This window comes from Maribellus sp. YY47 (genome assembly GCF_023111095.1).
Classification (GTDB): domain Bacteria; phylum Bacteroidota; class Bacteroidia; order Bacteroidales; family Prolixibacteraceae; genus Draconibacterium.
In genome coordinates, this window is record NZ_JALGYW010000015.1 from 133488 (window position 1) to 155292 (window position 21805).

A 21805-nucleotide genomic window follows, 5' to 3' on the forward strand; every position below is an offset into this window, starting at 1 on the left:
TTGGTAAAATCTATTGTTATTGGAAGAATTGAGCAAAAGGTAGTACTGCTGAATTTATAATATTCATAATTTATTTGCAGGGTGGTATTGGTAAAATCATTAATTTCAACCTTTGTTGCCGGAAGAATCAATTGTAGTTATGATCTTTGGTTGGTAACGATTGTTGAAAAACACGGTTTTTGTTTGATTTTCATCCCGAAATTTCAATTTGATCCTGATTTGACGGGTAATAATCAACATTTTTTTGTTAATTGTTTTTGTAAAATTTGGTGTAACTATTTGATTGTTTTCGAAAAAAGTATTTTCTTTGCACTCCGTTTTGAGTAACGTGTTAGTTTGAACATCAAGAAATTATAATAAAATGTCACGAGTTTGTCAAATAACAGGGAAGAAAGCAATGGTGGGAAACAATGTTTCGCACTCTAAAAGAAGAACAAAAAGACGCTTCGACGTTAACCTGTTCAAAAAGAAGTATTATTTGCCTGACGAAGATCGTTGGGTACAACTTACTGTTTCTGCATCCGGCATGCGTACCATTAATAAGAAAGGTTTGAAAACAGCCTTGGCCGAGGCGCAGGAAAAAGGTTTTATCGATAACATTTAAAGATCTGAGCGATGGCAAAAAAAGGTAAAGGCAACAGAATCCAGGTAATCCTGGAGTGTACAGAGCACAAAGAAAGTGGTATGCCGGGAACTTCTCGGTACATTACTACCAAAAACAGGAAGAATACTCCGGATCGTATGGAGCAGAAGAAGTACAACCCGATTCTGAAGAAAGTAACGGTTCACAAAGAAATTAAATAAGCTGAAACATGGCAAAGAAAGCAGTAGCAACATTACAGAAAGGTGCCGGTAAAGGCTATTCAAAAGTGGTAAAAATGGTAAAATCGGAAAAAACCGGTGCCTACACTTTTAAGGAAGAAATTATTCCGAACGATGACGTTAAAACTTATTTCAAGAAATAAGAAAATATACAGTATAACAGGGAAAGCTTTCATGCACATGAAAGCTTTTTTTGTGCTTTGTTTATACCTGAAAAGGAAATGTTTTACCAGGCTTCAGGTCCGGGCTGTTAAGAATTTGGGCTGGCCTTTTGCAGAACCGGTAACATTCAAAATAATTGTATTATTTTAGCCTGCAAATCAAATTACAACAATGGGCTTATTTGGCATTTTTAGTAAAGAGAAAAAGGAAAGTCTGGATGAAGGACTTGCGAAAACCAAAGAAAGCGTATTCAAAAAACTGAGTCGTGCTGTAGTCGGGAAATCGAAAGTTGACGACGAGGTACTCGATAACCTGGAGGAAGTGCTCATTACTTCTGACGTGGGAGTGGATACAACGCTGAAAATTATTGCACGTATTGAAGCACGGGTGTCGCAAGACAAATACATGGGAATCGGCGAGCTGAATGGTATTCTGAAAGAAGAAATTGCAGCGCTGCTCGAAGAGAACAACTCGGACGATGTTTCTGATTTTGATTTGCCCAAGAAGGATTCGCCTTATGTTATTATGGTGGTTGGGGTTAATGGTGTTGGAAAAACCACGACCATTGGGAAACTGGCTTATAACTTTAAAAAAGCCGGAAAATCGGTAGTGTTGGGAGCTGCTGATACCTTTAGGGCCGCAGCTATCGACCAGCTCGAAATTTGGGCGCAGCGCGTGGATGTTCCGATCATTAAACAAAAAATGGGAGCTGATCCTGCCTCGGTGGCTTACGATACGCTTTCGTCTGCTGTATCAACAAATGCCGATGTTGTAATTATAGATACTGCCGGCCGTTTACATAACAAAATTGGTCTGATGAACGAATTGTCGAAGATCAAGAAAGTGATGCAGAAAGTAGTGCCCGATGCGCCGCATGAAGTACTGTTGGTTCTTGATGGTTCAACGGGACAAAATGCGTTTGAACAGGCCAAACAGTTTACTAAAGCAACCGAAGTAACTGCTTTGGCGCTCACCAAACTTGACGGAACCGCCAAAGGGGGAGTGGTTATCGGTATTTCCGATCAGTTTAAGATTCCGGTGAAATACATTGGTATTGGTGAAAAACTCGAACACCTCCAGATCTTCCGTCGTCGGGAATTTGTGGACTCACTTTTTTCGTAAATCCTATGCAGTAAGAGCGGCATATTTATGCCAGCTCTTCAACCGGGGCAAGGCAAGCCTTTATGGTTTGAAGAAGTTTGTGGCGGTTGATAGGCTTCTCAATGCAGGCATTACAGCCCGCTTTTTCTATATCATTCCGATTGCTTTCCAGTAATTCAGCCGTTTGCCCGATAATGCAAACGCTTGTATTGAACCTGCGAATTTCTTTTGTTGCACTTTCGCCATCCATTTTCGGCATTTTCATGTCCATGAGAATCAGGTCGGTTTCCGGTTCCGCCTTTATCATCCTGATGATTTCTTCTCCGTTGTGCGCTCTTTTAACACTGATCGCAATGTCTTGCAAAACATGCGTTAGCAAATTGTAGGATATATCATCGTCTTCCGCAATCAATATTTTAAGGTTGTTTAGCGCTATATTTTTTACTGAAGTTCCGTTTAATAGTAATTTGTTGCACTTTATGGGATCATTTAATCTGGGAAGTATAATTTCGAAAATACTACCTTCTCCGGGGCTTGACTGCAAACTGAGCGAACCGTGTAACAGTTGTACGTATCCGTTTGTGATTGAAAGTCCCAGACCTGATCCTTCGAAACCGCTGGAATGTGAAGAATCGGCCTGAACGAACTGGTCAAAAATAACGGCTTGTTTTTCCTGAGGAATGCCAATTCCCGTGTCTCTGACAGAAAGATAAAGTTCGGTAGCCCGGAGTTCAAACTCGACCGTTACTTGTCCTTTTTTTGTGAACTTCAGCGCATTTTTTATGAGGTTTGTTCCGATCGAGTTCAGCTTGTGTTCATCGGAGCAAAAGAAGCCTTTGTTTTTGGGATTCCTGTCATGAACTACCAGTGAAATTCCCTTTTGCCTGGCTTCTATGGTAAAGAATTTTTCCCATTCATCGATCATTTTCCGAACATCAATTCGATCGATATTTACCTTTTCAACACCGGCTTCAATTTTCGAAATTTCAATAATGTTGTTGATGGTGGTTAGCATGCGCTCGCCACTTTGGCGGATAATGTCGATAAACTGGAGCTGCTCTTCGTTGTTTTGGGCATGTTCTTTCAATAGTTCGGCGAAACCCAGAATTCCATTCATCGGAGTTCTGATTTCATGACTCATATTGGCTAAAAAGGCCGATTTCATTTTTTCGCTTTCAACCGCTTTTTCCTTTTGCTCTTTTAGTTCTGCCACAATGCTTGAGTTAAGCTCGAGCTGGTGTTGTAAATCCTGAGTTCTTTTTCGTACTCTCACTTTGAGAATACGATTGGTTAGCATGAGCAGAAGAATACTTATTGAGGCCAGTATACCAACAATAATGATGTATTTTAAATAGCTGGCCCATTCGTCTCCTTCACGGTTGTATGGAGCGATCCATTTCTCGTAAATGCGGTTGTATTCGCCGTTGGCCATAATTACTTCCAGGCCGTTATCGAGCATCTGGGCCAATTCAGTGGCCGAACGGTCGATCTTAAATCCGATACTTTGTTCGAGCAGAACATGAGACGTATTGTAGATGTAATCTTTCCCGAGTTGTTGCGCAAAATACAAACCCCTTGTTCTTTTGGAAATGGCACACACAACATCCGGGCGGTCAAGACAGCTAATGAGATCGGTATAGTTATTGACATATAAAAAGCTCGCATTGGGATTCAACGAGAGAATGTAATGGGTCAATACGTCATTTTTATACAGGCAAATTAGTGGATTGTGTGCTGTGCGGATATATTCAGGCGTTATCTTTTTTGTATATTTTTTATTGTAAAGAAAGCAATGGGAAGCATTGATTACCGAACGGGTGTAGAGGTACTCTGCATCAGGGTAGCCGGGATAGTTGGCTCCTCCGATCGCATCAATTTCGTGGTCTTTTAGTTTCTGATTGATTTCATTCCAGGCCCCAATCTCTATCTCAATTTCAGAGCCATACAATTTGCCTATCGCTTTTAAAATATCTACATTAAACCCGGTAATCTCGCCCTGAGAATTCCTGAAATTGTAGGGCGGATAGTTATCACTGATCATTACTTTGTATTGTGAGAATGCATGGAGATTCAAAAAACAAAGCAGTAATATGAGAGTTTTGGTTAAGGTCGGCATCTTTTTGAAAGCTTGTGCTAACAAATCTATAAAAAAGATTTTGTTATTTGAACAATTTGTCAAATGAATCGGTGGTTTAATCATGGAAATTATTGCGTTTGGATGACTAAATTCTATTCTTACAAAATAATAGTTTAAGGAAATAAAAGATTTTGTTAATGATAAAAACTGTTTTGGCCGAAGTTGAACAGACGATCTCCAAAAAATTCAATAAAAAAGTACGCATTCTGAACACAAAGGGGATAGGTGGTGGCTGTATAAGCGATGCATCAAAGTTGGACACAAACATCGGGGCGTTTTTTTTGAAGTGGAACGCACATTGTGCCACCGATATGTTTGAACGGGAGGCCGAGGGATTGCAGCACCTGGCCAAAGCGACAGACGATCATCTTCAGATTCCTGAAGTAATTGGGTGCAAGGAGGTAAATGAAACACCGGGGTTCCTTGTATTGGATTATCTCACTCCGGGTAATTCCGAAAAGAATACTGAAGAAATGCTGGGGCGTGGTTTGGCTCAGATTCACCGGAACACCACTTCTCAGTTTGGTTTTTACCATGACAATTACTGCGGAGCCACGCCTCAATCCAATGCCTGGAATTCGGAATGGATTACTTTCTTTAGCGAGCAAAGGCTGGGATTTTTACTTCAACTCATCGACAAAAAATACGGCTTGTCGTTGGCAGAGAAATCAACCTATGAGAAGCTCAGGGTGCGATTACCAAAGCTTTTGCCGGAAGAAAGTCAACCGGCATTGATTCATGGCGATTTGTGGTCAGGTAATTTTATGTCTACCGAAAACGGACCGGCGCTTATTGATCCGGCTGTTTATTATGCCGACAGAGAAATGGAGTTTGCCATTATAACGCTGTTTGGAGGTTTTTCCTATCGTTTTTTTGAGGCCTATAACGAAGTTTACCCGCTTGCAAACGACTGGCGTGACAGAAACAGCCTGTACCAGTTGTACCACATTCTGAATCACTATTATTTATTTGGCGGAGGCTATGGACCGCAGGCTTTTGCGGTGGCTAAAAGCTATTTGTAGTCTGTTAAAATCGGGGAAATGATATTGGATTCAGGCTCTTTTTTGTATATTGAAGTTCAACAATGTACAGAAAACGATATGGTGGTAAATGAATTATATGAGATCCCTTACCGTGCAGAACTGTGTTATCAGAAAAATAAAGGAATAATTCTTCCTGAAGGGGTTCCTTACATTGGAATGGGAGCTTCGTATATCGCACCAAAAACGTTCCGTTACCTTGGAATTGACTTGTTTCCTGAAAAAGCTTCCGATTATTTTAATTACCTGGTGCGAAACCGGATGCTGTCTAAAGGAGTTTTGATCTCTCAGTCGGGGGAAAGTTCCGAGACACTTTGGTGTGCCGATTATTTTTCATCGTTTACAGCCTTGGTAAATGAAGATGAAAGTAAACTATCGAAACACCCCAATTGTAATAAGCAGGTTCTTTTGTTTTCGGGAGATGAAAACAGAATAGCCTCGAAAACCTACCTAAATACGCTTCTTGTATTATATATGGGATTTGGATTTGACCCGCGAGACGTAATCCAGGTCTATTCCAAACAACTTTCTTATTTCGAAAAAACCGGTATTGAACTTGGTGAATTAATTCGCCGTCGCATGAAAGGATGGCGCAAAAAAAGTATCTATATCCTGGGAAACGGACCAAACATTGCCACTGCCGATCTGGCTGCTCTTATTTTGAGCGAGGTATTGAAAAAACCGGTGCAATCGATGTCTGCCTCGTATTACGATCATGGCTACAAAGAAACTTCTAAAAACACCCTGGTTGTTGCGATTAATCACGAAGGACCGGAACTGAAACGTACCCGGCAGCTGCTGAAAACGATCGAAAAAGCAGGTGGAGAGGTATTTGAAATAAACGATGCCAAGGTTGATCCGGTATATAGTCCGCTCACTTTTCCACTTATTTTCTTTTTTGCAGCTGAATATCTGCTCGACAAGCTAAAAATCAAGTCGATTTTTGAAGTCGGAAAGAAAGTAACTGTCGTGGCTCCGCCTCCAAAAGATGAGCAATAACATAGCTTTCAAACGAGTGTTTTGATTACTTTTAGCGTGAAAACCAAAAATCATTCAGATGATTGCGCAAAAAGCCGGAGAGATTACCCCGTTTATTGTTATGGAAGTGCTCGAAAAAGCTGCTTCGATGGAACAAAAAGGCATTCATGTCATTCATATGGAAGTGGGTGAGCCCGATTTTGCTGTCCCTTCTTGTGTTTCAAAAGCCATTCAGCAAGCATATGCCGAAGGACGCACGCATTATACTCATAGTTTGGGCGATCCTGAACTGAGGTCGGAAATCGCAATGAAGCACAAACGGGAATATGGTGTGGAAGTATCTCCCGAGCAAATTTTAGTGACTTCCGGATCGTCACCTGCCATTTTGCTGGCGTTGGGTGTTTTATGCAATTCAGGCGACGAGGTAATTATTTCAGATCCCGGTTATTCGTGTTACATTAACTTTATTCGTTTTATCGATGCAAAACCGGTTGTTGTCCCGGTTTTTGAAGAAGATGGCTTTCAGTATCGGCCCGAAGAAATTGCCAAAAGAATTACAGATAAAACCAAAGCGATCATTATTAACAGCCCGATGAATCCCACCGGCAATCTATTGTCTGCGGAAGTCATGCAGGAAATAGCAGCTTTTAACATCCCCATTTTATCGGATGAGATTTACCATGGGTTGGTGTATAACGACAAAGCTCATTCTATCCTGGAGTTCACAAAAAATGCTTTTGTGTTGAGTGGATTTTCAAAACGATATGCGATGACCGGCCTTCGGCTAGGGTATGTAATTGCTCCGCCCGACTATGTAAGGTGTATGCAGAAACTGCAGCAGAACCTTTTTATTTGTGCAGGATCTACGGTTCAGCGGGCGGGAATTGAAGCCTTGCGTTCAGCCGGAGAAGACATTGAACAAATGAGGCTTACTTACAACAAACGCCGCCTGTACCTGATTGAGCGGCTGACAGAAATGGGATTTTCGATTAAAGTAGAACCCACCGGAGCATTTTACGTGTTTGTAAATGTAAAGCATCTTTCCAACGACAGTTACAAACTGGCTTTTGATATACTGGAAAAAGCACATGTGGGCGTTACTCCCGGGATTGATTTCGGGGCAAACGGTGAGGGTTTTATTCGTTTTTCTTATGCCAATTCGATCGAAAACATAGCGGAAGGTATGAACCGCCTGGAAAAATATCTAAAGGAAAATTTCTAAGCTAATTTTTGTCCGAAATACTGGTAGTGAACGATTTCTTCCAAGCTTTTTCTTTGTTTTTCCGGAGCTTCGGTATCCGGATATCCGACAGGAAGAAGGGCGACCGGCTCGACATTTCCGGGAAGTTTTAATAGTTCGGAGCAGCGATTTACATTGAAATTACAGATCCAGCAGGTACCCAATCCCAGCGAGGTGGCCATTAAGGTCATATGGTCGATCGCAATAGCTGCATCAATATCTGCAGAGTCTTTACCGTCAGATCCGCGTTTCCACGACTGCGAATGAACAGAACAAACCACAATAACCAACGGAGCCTGCTGAAGCCATTTGGCCGGGTATACGCTGTATAGTTTCACCAATACTTCTTTTTCGACGACAATAAAATGCCACGGCTGAAAATTTACTGCAGACGGAGCAAGACGACCTGCATCAAGAATTTGCAGCAACTTTTGCTGTTCAACAGCTTGCGACTTAAATTTTCGTACCGAAAAACGTTGTTGGATGACATCTGATAACTCCATCGTAAAAATTTTTATGTTTTCTATTTTTCTGAAACTGTAAGTAAAAAAAACGATTTGTTTCAAATTATTATCAAAAAATCAAACTTTTCTGACAATTGTAATCCGGTTTCCGATTACTGAAATAAGTTTCTAATTATTTGATTATGTGCGAAGAACAGAACATGTTATATAGCAGAAGTTAATCTTGTAACGATGCTGAAATTTCTACGTCATTTGCATACAAATTAAACGAAAACAGAAACAATTATTCAACTTAAATTTTTTAGTCATGAAAACAATGAGCTATGTAACCGTATTTATCCTTACGTTTTTATTGAGTGCTAATTTGGCGAATGCAACAGGAGTTCGTTCGGCATTCAACGAGTATGAAATCAGCCTTGTTCAGGACCTTCACATGGGAAAACAGGTGAAAGCAGTCTGGAAGTTGAGCTACAGTAAAAATGAAACTCCGGTTACCGTGGTAAAAAGGAAAACAGGTGAAGGAACAGAATATTTGGTTCAGTCTGAATACTTTGCGGTTTGTTACCGCTCTACGGCTGCAGGTTTTGGAGCCAAAGAAGCCAAAGGCGCCTGGTGTGCAGTTCCCAAGAAAATCAACAGAGCGGTGATTAATCAGGAACAACTGGCACGTCAGGAAATTCTAACTCCTGAAAAAGTGAATGACGAATATGCTTTGGGGTTGATTGCAAGTTATTTGCCCCAACTAATCAACGATGGATACACTCACATTTTGAATTAATAAACAGCATTTTATAAACAAAGTATCAGTAAACAAAAAAACCGCGGCATGCCGCGGTTTTTTTTATAAACTCATTTGTAATCTGCTAATTCTGATCCGCAGGTTTGATAAACAACCTTTGGGCGGTTGAAATTTCAATAAATGATGCTCCGGCATCTTCACCAAAACGGCCTCCAACATAAATAACCAAATCATCCATTTGAATGGTGCCTTCGGTTACCAGTTGCTGGATCGCAGCTTTCTGTATCTTCATTTTATTTTTCTTGGCTTCCAGGTAAGAGGGATGAATGCCAAATGACAAAGCCAATTCACGTACTACACGTTGTGAGTGACATTTTACAAACACAGGGAAGAACGAACGGTGTGCTGCCAAATAACGACCGGTTTTCCCGGTGGTTGTAGTGGTTACAATGGCATCCGGTTTCAGTTCCCGGGCTGCGCGAATAGCCGATTGTGCTAAGTAGGCAGGAATATCTGGCTTTAACGGAATCAACAGTTCACGTTTGTCGCGATCCGGTTCTACTTTCTCCGCAATATTGTTCATTACTTTCACCGCGTCAACCGGATATTTTCCATAGGCCGTTTCTCCACTCAGCATAATAGCATCGGTACCCATGTAAATAGCACTGGCAACGTCGCTCACCTCCGCTCTTGTCGGACGAGGATGATCAATCATGGAGTGGAGCATTTGCGTGGCAATAATAACGGGTTTTTTGTACAGCATCGCTTTGCGAACAAGGTCGCGCTGAATGGCAGGAAGACACTCTTCGGGCAATTCTATCCCCAGGTCTCCACGAGCTACCATGATTCCGTAAGCACTTTCCAGAATTTCGTCGATCTTCTCAACACCTTCCATGTTTTCGATTTTGGCAATGATCTTGATCTTGCTTTCGTGCTCATCCAGAATCTTCTGAACCTCTTTTACATCCGATTTATTCCGCACAAACGAGTGGGCAATAAAATCAACATCTTCCTCGATCGCAAAATGAATAAATTCAATATCGCGAGTTGACAGGGAAGGAAGTTTGATCTCAACTCCCGGAACGTTAACGCTTTTTTTCTTTTTAATAACACCTGCATTCTCAACTCGGCATAGCAGGTAGTCGCCGTGTTTCTCTTTAACGGTAACAGCGATGTCACCATCATCGATCAATATTTTGTTACCTATGTTGAGGTTGTCAACAAAACCTTCATAGTTAACACATACATTCTTTACGGTTGAAACAGGAGAGAATGAGAAAGCGATTTCTTCTCCTTCTGCAACTTCCAGGTCATTCTGAATACTGCAGGTTCTTATTTCCGGCCCCTTGGTGTCGATAATAATCGCAATCTTATCCGAGACACTCCGGATATTATTTACCACCATTCTGGCAGTTTCCGTAGTAATGTGAGCAGTATTCAGCCTTGCCACATTCATGCCAGCTTTGTGCAACGATCTAATAAAATCAACCTCGCATCGCTGATCTGATATTGTTGCTACAATTTTTGTCTGTCTCATATTTTCAAATTTTAAGGCTGCAAAAGTAAAATAAAAGCACTGGCAACAATCAATATTCCATTAATCAGAACTTAAATTTAATGCTCAGTATGCATTGCCTAATTTACGAAACTTTTTACTGCCAGCGTATACGATTGTAATCCGAATCCCATTATACATCCCCTGCATACCGGACCGATCAACGATTTATGTCTGAAATCTTCCCGGGTCAGAGTATTTGAAATATGCACTTCTACCACGGTTGTTTTAATTCCGGCAATTGCATCGCGTATGGCAACCGACGTGTGGGTGTAGGCCCCTGCATTGATGATGATACCATCGGCAGAAAAACCGAATTCGTGTAGTTTATTTACAATCTCTCCCTCGATATTTGATTGATAATATGTAAACTCCACTTCAGGGAATTCAGATTTTAACTGTTCGAAAAACGTTTCAAAATCGTTAGAACCATATATCGATTTTTCCCGAACACCCAACAGATTGAGATTCGGGCCATTGATAATCAATATCTTCATTTATTTCAATTTTAATATTTTTTATGTATATTTTATGTAACTTTAGTCTAAGCTGATCGTAACTAAAACTTGCAGATGAACCATTTGGTTCGTGATATTATGACAATCAGTAGGACAGATACGGAGAATAAAAATAACTTAATTTGGTAGATTATGAAATGGGAGGAGAGCAAAAAGGGCTACGAAAACTATCTGAAATTAGAGAAGTCTTTGTCTCAGAATTCGATAGCTGCTTATATCAATGACATCAATAAGCTAGCCGATTTTTTAGAAAACAAATACAAAGGAATAGCACCTGACAAGGTAAAACTTGAGCAGTTGAAAGCTTTTGTGGAATGGCTAAACGAGAGAGGGGTGAGCCCGCGTACTCAGGCGCGTACTATTTCGGGGATAAAGTCTTTCTATAAGTATCTGCTTATTGAAGGAAAAATTAGCAATGATCCGACATCCTTACTCGAATCGCCTAAAATCGGACGGAAGTTGCCTGATATTCTCTCCATGGAAGAGATTGATACCTTAATTAACGCTATTGATTTAAATAAATCGGAAGGTCAGCGTAATAAAGCCATGCTTGAAACTTTGTACAGCTGTGGACTTCGTGTATCGGAACTGGTTAATCTGAAAATAACCAATCTGTTTTTTGAACAGGGTTTTATCAAAGTCGAAGGAAAAGGGGAGAAGGAACGTTTGGTTCCTGCCAGTAAAAGTGCGATAGAGGAAATTAACAAATACCTCACAAGTTACCGGAAGAAATTGCGGGTAAGCAGAGACAGTGAAAATATTTTGTTTTTAAATCGACGGGGCAGAAAGTTGAGCCGTGTTATGATTTTTACCATTATAAAGAACCTGGCCGAGAAAGTTGGTCTGGATAAGAAGATCAGTCCGCATACCTTCCGGCACTCCTTTGCCACACACTTAATAAATGGAGGGGCCGATTTAAGAGCTGTTCAGGAAATGCTGGGGCATGAATCCATTTTAACTACCGAAATTTATACGCATTTAGATCGGGACTATCTAAAGAATACGATTCACCAGTATCATCCGAGATCCTAGAATCTTAACATAAAGTATAACAGGGTGTGATAAAAATGTCACACCTTTTTTTGTGCCTAATCAAGCTTAATTTCATTTTGACAAAACAAAAATCCAATGTTAACAGATTGTTTAATCGGCTTGTGAATATTCTCAAAACCCCATAGTCGACGGAGCCGATTGGAAAAAAAGGTTATTTTTGTTACCCGTTTTATAATTCAAAGAAACATATTATTAAGTTAATTATTAGGTAGTTATGAAAAATTTGGATCTGAGCAAGTACGGCATCCTCGATGTGGCGGAAATCGTACATAACCCATCTTACGAACAACTTTTTACAGAAGAGATGAAACCTGAACTGGAAGGTTTTGAAAAAGGTCAGCTTACTGAATTGGATGCAGTAAACGTTATGACCGGAATCTTTACCGGCCGTTCGCCAAAGGATAAATTCATCGTTATGGACGACACTACAAAAGACACAATGTGGTGGACTTCAGAACAAGCAAAAAACGACAACAAGCCAACAACTCCTGAAGTTTGGGCTGAATTGAAAGGTTTGGTTGCAAAACAGCTTTCAGGTAAAAAATTGTATGTTGTTGATACTTTCTGCGGTGCCAACGAAGACACTCGTTTGAAAGTTCGTTTCATTATGGAAGTGGCATGGCAGGCTCACTTCGTAAAAAACATGTTCATTCGCCCAACAGAAGAAGAATTGGCTAACTATGGTGAACCAGACTTCGTGGTAATGAACGGTTCTAAAACAACCAATCCAAACTGGAAAGAACAAGGTTTGAATTCTGAAAACTTTACTGTATTCAACCTGACTGAAAAAATGCAGGTGATTGGTGGTACATGGTACGGTGGTGAAATGAAAAAAGGTATGTTCGCCATGATGAACTACTACCTGCCATTGCGCGGTATCGCTTCAATGCACTGTTCTGCTAACGTTGGTAAAGAAGGTGATGTTGCTATTTTCTTTGGTCTGTCTGGAACAGGAAAAACAACTCTTTCAACTGATGCAAACCGTCAGTTAATTGGTGACGACGAACACGGTTGGGACGATAACGGTATCTTCAACTTCGAAGGTGGCTGTTATGCAAAAACCATCAAATTGGACAAAGATTCAGAACCTGAAATTTTTGCTGCAATCAAACGTAACGCATTGTTGGAAAACGTTACTGTTGATGCTGAAGGTAAAATCGATTTCAACGATGGTTCTACAACTGAGAACACTCGTGTTTCTTATCCTATTTACCACATTGATAACATCGCAGTTCCTTCAAAAGCAGGTCATGCACAGAAAGTGATCTTCTTAAGTGCTGATGCATTTGGAGTATTGCCTCCGGTTTCTAAACTGACTCCGGATCAAACAAAATATCACTTCCTGTCAGGATTTACTGCAAAATTAGCTGGAACTGAGCGTGGTATTACTGAGCCAACTCCAACTTTCTCAGCTTGTTTTGGTGCTGCATTCCTGACCCTTCACCCAACAAAATACGGTGAAGAATTAGTGAAAAAAATGGAAGAACACGGAGCTGAAGCTTACCTGGTAAACACAGGATGGAACGGTTCAGGCAAACGTATCTCTATTAAAGATACTCGTGGTATTATTAACGCTATTCTTGATGGTTCTATCGAGAAAGCAGAAACTAAAGTTATCCCAATTTTCAATTTGGAAGTTCCTACTGCATTGCCAGGAGTTGACACTAACATTTTGGATCCACGCGACACTTACGCTGATGTTGCTGAATGGGAAGCAAAAGCAAAAGACCTGGGTAGCCGCTTTATCAAAAACTTCGTAAAATATACTGATAACGAAGAAGGTAAAGCATTGGTTGCTGCCGGTCCTCAACTTGACTAATTATTCGTTTAGTTATAGCATTAAGCCTTCCATCGGAATGATGGGAGGCTTTTTTTGTGTCGATTTTTTGCTTTCTAAAATAGATTTGACAATACAGTCAGCCATCCATTGCTGTTTTCGGGAGGGTGTTGAAATATTGAAAATCTTTATTCTGCGTGGGTTTCCTGAAGCTCTTTAATGATTTTTGCCGTGGTGCCCGCGATGTTGTATAAAAGTCGGAGTTGTTGCTTTTTAAGCCCCGGTGCGGTACCTGTAATTTGCTGTTTTAATTCCAAAAGAGTGGGGGAAAGGTCTGTCGGACTTTGATGCCCACCGCTCAGTAAATACTGGCTTGCTTCATCGAGTGCTGCATTAATCTGATCCATAATGGCAGCGATGTTATCAATTTCCGGCATGTTTGATTCGCGGTGAACACCCAGGGCCGAAATATGCGAAAGTAAGGCATGGTTCAGGTACGTTAGGGTAAACGCGTGTTTCATTAGTTTACGTTTGCTTTTGGGTTCCTGTCGCATACTGTTCCAGGCCAGTGCCAGTTCATTATCTGCCAGGTGAGCTTCTCTGCGCGCGATCCTGTATCCGAGGTCATCGGTACTGGTTGTTTGGTATTCCTGCAAAATTTCTTGTAAGTAGGCCCTGTTTTTTTGCATTGCTTTTGAAATCAGTTCGGGCATGCGCCGGTATTGCCATCCAGGCCATAAGAAGCGAATGACTACAAACGAAATTGTTGCCCCCAGTAAAGTGTCGATTAAACGGGGTAACATCAGGTGGAATCCTGCATCTTTCGATATAATGTTGAATGCGCTGATGACAAAGGTGGTAATAAAAATTACGGCTACCGAGTACCGGGTTTTCAGCCAGTAAAAGAAGGCCATTGCCGATCCGAGCATCAGAATTACCTGTGCAGCTGTACTGGTGAAAATATGCAGCAATACACCGGCAAGAATAACGCCGGTTGCGGTTCCCAACAATCTTTGGAATAAGCGCCGCCGTGTGTCGCTGTAAGTAATCTGGCTAACAAATAAGCTGGTTAGCATTACCCACACTCCCTTGTCGAGTTCGAGCGATTTTTGGAGAATAAAGCCAATCATAAAGCTCAAACTCAGCCTCAGGGCATAACGCATGCGTGGATGTTTAAACGACAGAAGTGCAAGGAAACGTTGCAATGGGTTTCGTTCTTCTTTTCGCAAGCGGGGGATGGAAGTGCCTTCCTCTGTATTGTCGAGGTATTTTAACGACAGCTGAGACCGATGCAAATTGTGGTGCAGTAATTCGAGCGGTTGAGCGGTGTTGGCATCCAGCTGCTGAAGTTTTTCTTCGATCGCTTTCGAAATCCACTCCAGTGCCATAGGATGGTGGTATGCAGCGCCCGTGAGGATATTTTCAGCTATCTGACGCGTAGCATACGAAAGCTGACGAAGCATTTCTCCAAATCCTTCCATCACTTCCAGATTGTCCTCCTGGTTGCTGAGTTTATCATGGCGCTCGTGGCTCGATGCAGCTCTTTCGTGCAAGCTTTGTAATAACATAAAACGCTGTAGGTACGGTCGCAGGGGCTCGGGATTATTTAGTTCCCTTCCGTAGCTGTTCAGTACCTCTTTTATTTTCTCCAGCGCATTCACCACACTGATGTTCAGCAAAGCCAAATCTCTGTTAATTGAAGCTTGTTCCTGCGGCTGACTGGGAAAAAGTATCGACTTCTTGGCAAGGTAATTCGACAGGGTTTTAAAGCCGTTTGACATTTGTTCATCTAACAGACGCCATGGATTCAGGTACATTAAGGTAAGCGTTAAAATGCCATGGAATAATGCCCCCGAAGGCAACAGCACAGCCTGCCAGTACCAGGCCGGACTTATTTCGATCCCCAACATGGCATAAATGCCCACCAAAACTGATCCGAAAGTAATGGCCCGGTAACGTTCGCCAATACCACCAAGCAAAATAAATGCAATGGTAGAAAGAATAAAGCCTGTTCCCAACAACCAGGGGTAATTGTGGAGCAAACCTACCGCAAAACTCGATATAAAGAAACTTAAAACAGTGATGAAAAGCGCTTTTACGCGCCCTTTGGGATGGTCTTCGGTTTCGGAAAGTGCACCTGCCAATGCGCCAAGAGCAAGCGTTACACCGTAAAAGGGTTGACCTGCGATGATAAAAGGAATAGCCAGAACACCCATGGAGATCGTTGAACGCATCGCATACAGACGATCGGGGTGACTCCAGAAAATATTTTTGAGTTTCGTTAAATTACTTTGCAGATATTCGGTGCTGTTTCCTTCCATTATCGGGTTATTGAATGAATGTTACTGCAAAGCTAGTGAATGAAGTTGATTTGAATTTCATTTAATGGTCTTTCCTTATTTAAAATCAATACAACGAAACGATTACATAATGTATCAGGAATATTGGCAATCAGTGCCCAATAATTTCCTGCAACGCAGATGTAATATCGGGATAGTTAAACCGAAAGCCAGCAGCTTGAATTTTTTCTGACGAAACTTCCGGTGCTTCGGTTAGCAATACCGATGCTTCTCCAAGTACAAGATTGATTGCCCAGCCGGGTATGGTTAGAAAAGCTGGCCGGTTTAGTTGTCGGGCCAGTTGATGGGTAAAGGTTTTATTTGTAATACGATCGGGAGCAACAAGATTAAAGGTATTGTTTTTATCGTATTCCGTAACTGCCCAAACAAAAGCCCTCATCAGATCTGCTTCGTGCACAAACGGAAAGGCTTGTCTCCCATTTCCAATACTTGCACCGAGACCAAGTTTAAAAGGAAGAAGTAACTGATGGATTGTTTTGGCGTTTTTGCCAAGAACCAGACCAATACGAAATATTACTTTTTGAATCTGGGAAGGTAAGTCGTCCAGCGTTTTTTCCCAGTCTTTTACTACGGTTCCCAAAAAGCCTTCGTCAAAGTTGGAGCTTTCTTCGTCGTGAAATGCATTCGTTTTATAAATGCCAATGGCAGATGCAGAAATAAATTTTTCGGGGCGATCCTCAATGGGCAAGCTATTTATTGCCTGAACCAGGTTCCGGGTTGAAACGATCCGGCTTTCATATATGATTTTTCTGTTCTTTGAATTCCAGCGTTGCAATACAGGGGCCCCGGCTAAATTTATAAGCGCAAAACATGAACGAATTTCATCGACTAGTTGATTGGTGTCATATAATTTCGACCGGGGAATGCCTCTAACAGCATATCCTGCGTTTCTTAATTCCGAAGTAAGCATGCTTCCCAGGTAACCATTCTGGCCTGTTATCACAATTGTCTTTGATTGGGTACTGATCGTCATAAACCTGTTATTCGTGTTTGTTAAAACTAACAAGTTTCATTGGTTTTAGTTCTAAAAAAATGTTAAGCGAAGCACGTATTTGTTACTTTTGTTTTTCTGAAAATGAAAGGGAGTTCACACATATGGGTGCGTTTGCATCGGTGGCGGCTGAAACATCTGAGTGAGAGGGGTTTTCTCACTATTTTAAGTGTTGTTGTAGGAATACTTTCCGGGTTTGCTGCGGTGATCATCAAAAATACGGTAAGGCTCACGCAGAAAGCGGTACATTCAATTGTAACCACTGACGTGGAAAACTACATCTATTTTGCACTGCCAGTCATCGGTATTTTCATTACCGTTTTGTTTATAAAATACGTAGTTCGCTCAGAGGTCAGGCACGGGATTCCCAACGTATTGCACAGTATATCCAAACTTAGGGGGAAAATTCGTTCGCACAATCTGTATTCATCGGTTGTTACCAGTTCGTTAACCGTAGGTTTTGGAGGATCGGTCGGTTTGGAAGGCCCCACCGTTGCTACCGGAACGGCCTGGGGATCGTGGTTGGCAACGGCTTTTCGCTTAAATTATAAAAATACAATATTGATGCTGGCCTGTGCGTGCGCAGGGGCTATGGCGGCAATTTTTAAGGCGCCCATCGCAGCAATTGTTTTTGCTGTTGAGGTGATAATGATTGATCTCACCGTATTCTCTCTCGTACCTTTGCTACTGGCATCGGCAGCTGGTGTTGTTACGTCATATTTCTTCCTCGGACAGGATGTTCTTTATCCTTTTGAGGTGAAGCAGGCGTTTATCATGGCAGATCTTCCTTATTACATTTTACTCGGAATTACTGCCGGTTTTGTATCGGTTTATTTTACCAAAATGTACCTCTTCGTTGGCGGTTTGTTTGAAAAACTGAAAAACAACCGCACCCGTTTGGTGGTCGGCGGAACGAGCCTTGGAGTGCTGATTTTTTTGTTTCCGTCGTTGTATGGCGAAGGATATGAAGCCATCAACGATTGTTTGGCCGGAAACCTGGAATATTTGTTCGATAACAGCCTCTTTTATGAATTGAAAGAGGAAATTTGGGTGGCCATGTTACTTATTGCCGCTGTAATATTTCTAAAGATTGTCGCCACATCGCTGACCTTTGGGGCCGGTGGTGTAGGGGGAATTTTTGCCCCCACTTTGTTTATGGGAGTGAATACCGGAATGTTGTTTTCGCTGTTGGTAAAACAATCGGGACTGCATTCGATCAATACCAACAATTTTGCCTTGATTGGTATGGCCGGACTGATTGCCGGCGTTTTACACGCACCTTTAACCGGCATTTTTCTTATAGCAGATATATCGGGAGGGTATCAATTGTTTGTGCCGCTGATGATTACAGGAACCTTTTCGTACCTTATTGTAAGGGCTTTTACTCCCAATTCGGTTTATCATATACAGCTGGCACAGCGTAAGGAACTGCTAACCCACGATAAGGATGCCAATGTACTCCAACTGATGGAAGTTCGGACAATGATTGAAACCGACTTTGAAGTGCTTCGGCCCGACGCCACTTTACGCGACTTGACGGTGGCGATTACAAAGGCACATCGCGATTTATTTCCTGTGGTGGAAGCCGACGGTAGGATGGCCGGAATGGTAAAAATGGACGATGTTCGTGATGTGATCTTCAAACACGAATTGTATGATGAGATCAAAATCAAAGATTTGATGTACATGCCTGAGTATTCGATTGATCCGAATGACAGCATGGAAGTGGTGACCAACAAATTTGAAGTGTCAGGCAGATACAACCTGGCAGTGATTGAGAATGGAAAATATATTGGATTTATATCCCGGGCGAGGGTTTTTACTCGCTATCGAAAACAAATAATTAATGTTTCACATGTCTAGGAAATATAATCCCAAAAGGTTGCTTAACCGTTTGGTTGCGTGGAGGATCGCTAAGGTTAGCGAAAAGAATTTTCTTTATATTCTGAGTTTGGTGGTAGGGCTTTTGAGCGGATTGGCAGCACTTATCTTAAAAAGAAGCATTCACTTTGTTGCAGAACAATTGACTTCGTATATCGATCTGGGCGGATTTCGCTACCTGTATCTGTTATTCCCCATGTTTGGTATCTTTTTGACGGTGTTGTTTATTCGGTTCTTCATAAAGGACGATATCAGTCATGGTGTTTCAAAAATTCTTTACGCCATCTCGAAAAAAAGCAGCAAGCTTAAGCCACATAAAATGTATTCGTCGATGGTGGCCAGTTCGCTGACGATTGGTTTTGGAGGATCGGTCGGATCGGAAGCGCCCATCGTTCTTACCGGGGCGTCGATTGGATCAAACCTGGCCCGCATTTTTAAACTCAGGTACAAATACATCACCCTTATGGTGGGGTGTGGTGCCGCTGGCGCCATTGCCGGAATCTTTAATGCTCCGATGGCTGGCATCGTTTTTACGCTCGAAGTTCTGATGCTCGACCTGAACATGGCCTTTTTGATTCCGCTGCTGATTTCAGCAGTATCGGCTACGGTTTTAGCGTACTTTTTTATGGGCGAAGGTGTACTTCTGAAATTTACCCAGGTAGCTCCGTTTGAAATAAATACCATATGGATTTTTATTTTGATTGGAATTTTTACGGGTTTTCTGGGCTTGTATTTTACAAGGGGCACCATGTATTTCGAAAGCCGTTTTAAAGGCATAAAAAACTGGGTGGTACGTTTGCTGGCCGGCGGTTTTATTCTTGGCCTTTTGATTTATCTTTTTCCTCCTTTATGGGGTGAAGGTTATACCAGTATTATCACCGTTTTTAACAACCACGGCGCCGATTTGCTGAATTCGTCCATTTTCGCTCCATGGAAAGATAATCCTTATGTCGTATTGGGGATCGTTGGTGCTATATTGCTGTTTAAAGTGTTGGCAATGTCAGCCACAACAGGAGGCGGTGGTAACGGAGGTATCTTTGCTCCTACGCTGTTTGCCGGGGCGCTGGCAGGATACTTCGTGGTGAAATTGCTAAATACGGTTTTTGGTCTTGGTGTTGTCGAAAACAACTTTGCGCTGGCCGGAATGGCAGGAATGATGGCGGCAGTGATGCACGCCCCGCTTACCGGTATCTTCCTGACTGCGGAAATAACCGGAGGCTATGGTATGTTTATCCCCTTATTGATAACATCGACGGTGGCCTACGTTACCATTATGGCTTTTGAACCTCATTCTATTTATACCAAACACCTGGCGCTGGCCGGAAATCTGATTACCCACAACAAAGACAAGGCAGTGTTGAGGTCGATGGAAGTGAAAAAGCTTATTGAAAACGACTTTGAAATTCTTTCTCCTGATGCTAAATTGAGGGATTTGGTAAAAGCTATCTCAAAATCGAACCGGAATTTGTTTCCGGTTGTGGATAGCGAAGGGTATTTAAAAGGGATGGTCAAAATGTCGAAAATTAAATCCTTGATTTTCGAGCCTGATCTGTACGATAAGGTGAAGATTAAAGACTTAATGTTCATGCCCGAATTTTACATTTCGTCGCATGATAGCATGGAAACGGTAGCCGAAAAATTCGAAACATCTAACCGTTACAATCTTGCCGTAATCGACGATGGTAAATACCTGGGATTTATTTCGCGGGCGATGGTTTTTTCCAATTATAGAAAAACACTGGAATATTTTTCACACGATTGATCGCTAAGACTCTTTCGTTATTCTTTTAACTGTGTTCATCTGATGGATGAGCCATTTTTATGTATTTTCGAATTGACAACAGAAAATCTTTAATATGACATCAAGAAGATCTTTTTTGTTTAAAAGTTCTGTTGCCCTGGCGGGGATAGGACTAGCGAAACAGGGACTCGCTTCTGTTTCTACTGGAAATGAGGGAAGCATACCTATTGTAATTTCGACATGGATCCACGGCTTGCCGGCAAATGAAGCAGCCTGGGAAGTACTTTCAAGGGGTGGTCATTCGCTCGATGCGGTGGAAGCCGGTGTACGGGTGCCAGAAGCCGATCCGAATGTTATTACCGTAGGTAGAGGCGGAATTCCGGATGCCGATGGTAAAGTAACGCTTGATGCCTGTATTATGGATGAAAAAGGCCGTGCGGGAAGTGTTACCTACCTGCAACACATTATGCATCCCATTTCTGTGGCTCGTTTGGTTATGGAAAAAACGCCGCATGTAATGCTTAGCGGGAAGGGCGCTTTAAAGTTTGCCCTGGAAAACGGGTTCAAGAAAGAAAAACTACTTACTCCCAAACGCAAGGAAGAGTGGAAAAAGTGGAAGAAGGAACAGAATGAGTTCAGTAATAAAATTAATATCGAAAATGTAACCGAGGATAACCACGATACCATCGGAATGCTGGCCATCGATAAAGACGGCCGATTATCCGGAGCCTGCACCACCAGCGGAATGGGATATAAAATGCCGGGACGGGTAGGAGATTCTCCCATTATTGGTGCCGGGATATTTGTGGATGGTGAAATCGGAGGAGCTGTTGCAACAGGCTCGGGTGAGCTGGTAATGAAAACCGTTGGAACATTTTTGGTGGTTGAATTAATGCGAAACGGTATGTCTCCTGCTGAAGCCTGCGAAGAAGCGGTAAAACGTATCGCCCGGAAAATTCCCGATTATGAAAATCATCAGATTGGATATATTGCACTAAACAAAGACGGAGAATATGGTTCTTTCTGCATTCAGCCCGGATTTAATTTTGCTGTAAAAACAGCTACCAAAACCGGAATGGAAGATGCCGAAGCCTGGTTGAAGAAGTTGTAATCAGCCGACGATTATGACTAGTCCTAAATAAGCGTTACAGATTATTGGACTAAGTTAATAGATTCACAGACCGTTTCAAAGCTAGCTTTGAAACGGTCTGTTCTTTTATAGCTTTTAATTTTAATGGTATCTTGT

At 41.8% G+C, this 21805-nt stretch carries 19 protein-coding genes; 13 read left to right on the forward strand and 6 right to left on the reverse strand.

Going from position 1 to position 21805, the window contains the following annotated elements; all coding sequences use genetic code 11:
- Positions 1 to 361 precede the first annotated feature (361 nt).
- The 4 genes from rpmB (at position 362) to ftsY (ending at position 2106) form a co-directional block, all read left to right on the forward strand.
- Complete coding sequence (gene rpmB / locus MR764_RS13780) at positions 362 to 604, forward strand: 50S ribosomal protein L28 (protein ID WP_247980013.1); 243 nt, start codon at positions 362 to 364, stop codon at positions 602 to 604.
- A gap of 11 nt (positions 605 to 615) precedes the next feature.
- Complete coding sequence (gene rpmG, locus MR764_RS13785; protein ID WP_247980014.1) at positions 616 to 804, forward strand: 50S ribosomal protein L33; 189 nt, start codon at positions 616 to 618, stop codon at positions 802 to 804.
- 8 nt (positions 805 to 812) lie between these two features.
- Positions 813 to 965 carry a DUF4295 domain-containing protein gene (locus MR764_RS13790; RefSeq protein ID WP_247980015.1) on the forward strand — a complete coding sequence of 51 codons (153 nt, stop codon included), beginning with the start codon at positions 813 to 815 and terminating at the stop codon, positions 963 to 965.
- Positions 966 to 1155: 190 nt separating this feature from the next.
- Entirely contained in the window at positions 1156 to 2106 is a 951-nt protein-coding gene (gene ftsY / locus MR764_RS13795; RefSeq protein WP_247980016.1) for a signal recognition particle-docking protein FtsY, read from the forward strand.
- Between the two features lie 25 nt (positions 2107 to 2131).
- Here ftsY and MR764_RS13800 read toward each other — a convergent pair whose 3' ends face one another.
- Positions 2132 to 4126, reverse strand: a complete 1995-nt coding sequence (locus tag MR764_RS13800) for a transporter substrate-binding domain-containing protein (protein ID WP_247980017.1) — start codon at positions 4124 to 4126, stop codon at positions 2132 to 2134.
- Between the two features lie 233 nt (positions 4127 to 4359).
- On the opposite strand from MR764_RS13800, the gene MR764_RS13805 reads away from it, so the two are divergent.
- Genes MR764_RS13805 through MR764_RS13815 form a run of 3 tightly spaced genes read left to right on the forward strand, consistent with a single transcriptional unit; the run spans position 4360 to position 7462 of the window.
- Positions 4360 to 5244 (forward strand): fructosamine kinase family protein, encoded by an 885-nt coding sequence (locus tag MR764_RS13805; RefSeq protein ID WP_247980018.1) that lies wholly within the window; start codon positions 4360 to 4362, stop codon positions 5242 to 5244.
- A gap of 18 nt (positions 5245 to 5262) precedes the next feature.
- Positions 5263 to 6261, forward strand: a complete 999-nt coding sequence (locus MR764_RS13810) for a hypothetical protein (protein WP_247980019.1) — start codon at positions 5263 to 5265, stop codon at positions 6259 to 6261.
- A 58-nt stretch (positions 6262 to 6319) separates the two neighbouring features.
- Positions 6320 to 7462, forward strand: coding sequence for a pyridoxal phosphate-dependent aminotransferase (locus MR764_RS13815; RefSeq protein WP_247980020.1), 1143 nt, complete (start codon positions 6320 to 6322; stop codon positions 7460 to 7462).
- On the opposite strand, the gene MR764_RS13820 is transcribed toward MR764_RS13815, so the two are convergent.
- Positions 7459 to 7983 (reverse strand): nitroreductase family protein, encoded by a 525-nt coding sequence (locus MR764_RS13820; RefSeq protein WP_247980021.1) that lies wholly within the window; start codon positions 7981 to 7983, stop codon positions 7459 to 7461. The genes MR764_RS13815 and MR764_RS13820 overlap by 4 nt on opposite strands.
- A 268-nt stretch (positions 7984 to 8251) precedes the next feature.
- Between MR764_RS13820 and MR764_RS13825 the strand changes: the two genes are divergently transcribed.
- Positions 8252 to 8722, forward strand: a complete 471-nt coding sequence (locus tag MR764_RS13825; protein WP_247980022.1) for a hypothetical protein — start codon at positions 8252 to 8254, stop codon at positions 8720 to 8722.
- A gap of 85 nt (positions 8723 to 8807) precedes the next feature.
- On the opposite strand, the gene pyk is transcribed toward MR764_RS13825, so the two are convergent.
- A complete protein-coding gene (gene pyk, locus MR764_RS13830; RefSeq protein ID WP_247980023.1) occupies positions 8808 to 10220 on the reverse strand; it encodes a pyruvate kinase in 1413 nt (470 codons plus the stop codon).
- A 98-nt stretch (positions 10221 to 10318) separates the two neighbouring features.
- A complete protein-coding gene (aroQ, locus tag MR764_RS13835) occupies positions 10319 to 10735 on the reverse strand; it encodes a type II 3-dehydroquinate dehydratase (RefSeq protein ID WP_247980024.1) in 417 nt (138 codons plus the stop codon).
- A gap of 153 nt (positions 10736 to 10888) precedes the next feature.
- On the opposite strand from aroQ, the gene xerD reads away from it, so the two are divergent.
- Together xerD and pckA are read left to right on the forward strand one after the other, a co-directional pair.
- Positions 10889 to 11788, forward strand: a complete 900-nt coding sequence (xerD, locus tag MR764_RS13840) for a site-specific tyrosine recombinase XerD (protein WP_247980025.1) — start codon at positions 10889 to 10891, stop codon at positions 11786 to 11788.
- A gap of 235 nt (positions 11789 to 12023) precedes the next feature.
- Positions 12024 to 13628, forward strand: coding sequence for a phosphoenolpyruvate carboxykinase (ATP) (pckA, locus tag MR764_RS13845; RefSeq protein ID WP_247980026.1), 1605 nt, complete (start codon positions 12024 to 12026; stop codon positions 13626 to 13628).
- Positions 13629 to 13774: 146 nt separating this feature from the next.
- On the opposite strand, the gene MR764_RS13850 is transcribed toward pckA, so the two are convergent.
- Together MR764_RS13850 and MR764_RS13855 are read right to left on the reverse strand one after the other, a co-directional pair.
- On the reverse strand, positions 13775 to 15907 hold the full coding sequence (locus MR764_RS13850; protein WP_247980027.1) for an FUSC family membrane protein: 2133 nt from the start codon (positions 15905 to 15907) through the stop codon (positions 13775 to 13777).
- A gap of 130 nt (positions 15908 to 16037) precedes the next feature.
- A complete protein-coding gene (locus MR764_RS13855) occupies positions 16038 to 16919 on the reverse strand; it encodes a TIGR01777 family oxidoreductase (RefSeq protein WP_247980028.1) in 882 nt (293 codons plus the stop codon).
- 102 nt (positions 16920 to 17021) lie between these two features.
- Here MR764_RS13855 and MR764_RS13860 point away from each other — a divergent pair, with 102 nt between their 5' ends.
- The 3 genes from MR764_RS13860 (at position 17022) to MR764_RS13870 (ending at position 21670) form a co-directional block, all read left to right on the forward strand.
- Positions 17022 to 18800: a chloride channel protein gene (locus MR764_RS13860; RefSeq protein ID WP_247980029.1), complete on the forward strand. Its 1779-nt coding sequence runs from the start codon at positions 17022 to 17024 to the stop codon at positions 18798 to 18800.
- On the forward strand, positions 18793 to 20580 hold the full coding sequence (locus tag MR764_RS13865; RefSeq protein WP_247980030.1) for a chloride channel protein: 1788 nt from the start codon (positions 18793 to 18795) through the stop codon (positions 20578 to 20580). The genes MR764_RS13860 and MR764_RS13865 overlap by 8 nt, the downstream gene beginning before the upstream one ends.
- A 94-nt stretch (positions 20581 to 20674) precedes the next feature.
- A complete protein-coding gene (locus MR764_RS13870) occupies positions 20675 to 21670 on the forward strand; it encodes a N(4)-(beta-N-acetylglucosaminyl)-L-asparaginase (protein WP_247980031.1) in 996 nt (331 codons plus the stop codon).
- Positions 21671 to 21805: the final 135 nt, after the last annotated feature.

Coding starts and splice junctions, on each gene's coding strand:
- rpmB (WP_247980013.1), top strand. CDS start 362: ATGTCACGAGTTTGTCAAATAACAGGGAAGAAAGCAATGGTGGGAAAC.
- rpmG (WP_247980014.1), top strand. CDS start 616: ATGGCAAAAAAAGGTAAAGGCAACAGAATCCAGGTAATCCTGGAGTGT.
- MR764_RS13790 (WP_247980015.1), top strand. CDS start 813: ATGGCAAAGAAAGCAGTAGCAACATTACAGAAAGGTGCCGGTAAAGGC.
- ftsY (WP_247980016.1), top strand. CDS start 1,156: ATGGGCTTATTTGGCATTTTTAGTAAAGAGAAAAAGGAAAGTCTGGAT.
- MR764_RS13800 (WP_247980017.1), bottom strand. CDS start 4,126: ATGATCAGTGATAACTATCCGCCCTACAATTTCAGGAATTCTCAGGGC.
- MR764_RS13805 (WP_247980018.1), top strand. CDS start 4,360: ATGATAAAAACTGTTTTGGCCGAAGTTGAACAGACGATCTCCAAAAAA.
- MR764_RS13810 (WP_247980019.1), top strand. CDS start 5,263: ATGATATTGGATTCAGGCTCTTTTTTGTATATTGAAGTTCAACAATGT.
- MR764_RS13815 (WP_247980020.1), top strand. CDS start 6,320: ATGATTGCGCAAAAAGCCGGAGAGATTACCCCGTTTATTGTTATGGAA.
- MR764_RS13820 (WP_247980021.1), bottom strand. CDS start 7,983: ATGGAGTTATCAGATGTCATCCAACAACGTTTTTCGGTACGAAAATTT.
- MR764_RS13825 (WP_247980022.1), top strand. CDS start 8,252: ATGAAAACAATGAGCTATGTAACCGTATTTATCCTTACGTTTTTATTG.
- pyk (WP_247980023.1), bottom strand. CDS start 10,220: ATGAGACAGACAAAAATTGTAGCAACAATATCAGATCAGCGATGCGAG.
- aroQ (WP_247980024.1), bottom strand. CDS start 10,735: ATGAAGATATTGATTATCAATGGCCCGAATCTCAATCTGTTGGGTGTT.
- xerD (WP_247980025.1), top strand. CDS start 10,889: ATGAAATGGGAGGAGAGCAAAAAGGGCTACGAAAACTATCTGAAATTA.
- pckA (WP_247980026.1), top strand. CDS start 12,024: ATGAAAAATTTGGATCTGAGCAAGTACGGCATCCTCGATGTGGCGGAA.
- MR764_RS13850 (WP_247980027.1), bottom strand. CDS start 15,907: ATGGAAGGAAACAGCACCGAATATCTGCAAAGTAATTTAACGAAACTC.
- MR764_RS13855 (WP_247980028.1), bottom strand. CDS start 16,919: ATGACGATCAGTACCCAATCAAAGACAATTGTGATAACAGGCCAGAAT.
- MR764_RS13860 (WP_247980029.1), top strand. CDS start 17,022: ATGAAAGGGAGTTCACACATATGGGTGCGTTTGCATCGGTGGCGGCTG.
- MR764_RS13865 (WP_247980030.1), top strand. CDS start 18,793: ATGTCTAGGAAATATAATCCCAAAAGGTTGCTTAACCGTTTGGTTGCG.
- MR764_RS13870 (WP_247980031.1), top strand. CDS start 20,675: ATGACATCAAGAAGATCTTTTTTGTTTAAAAGTTCTGTTGCCCTGGCG.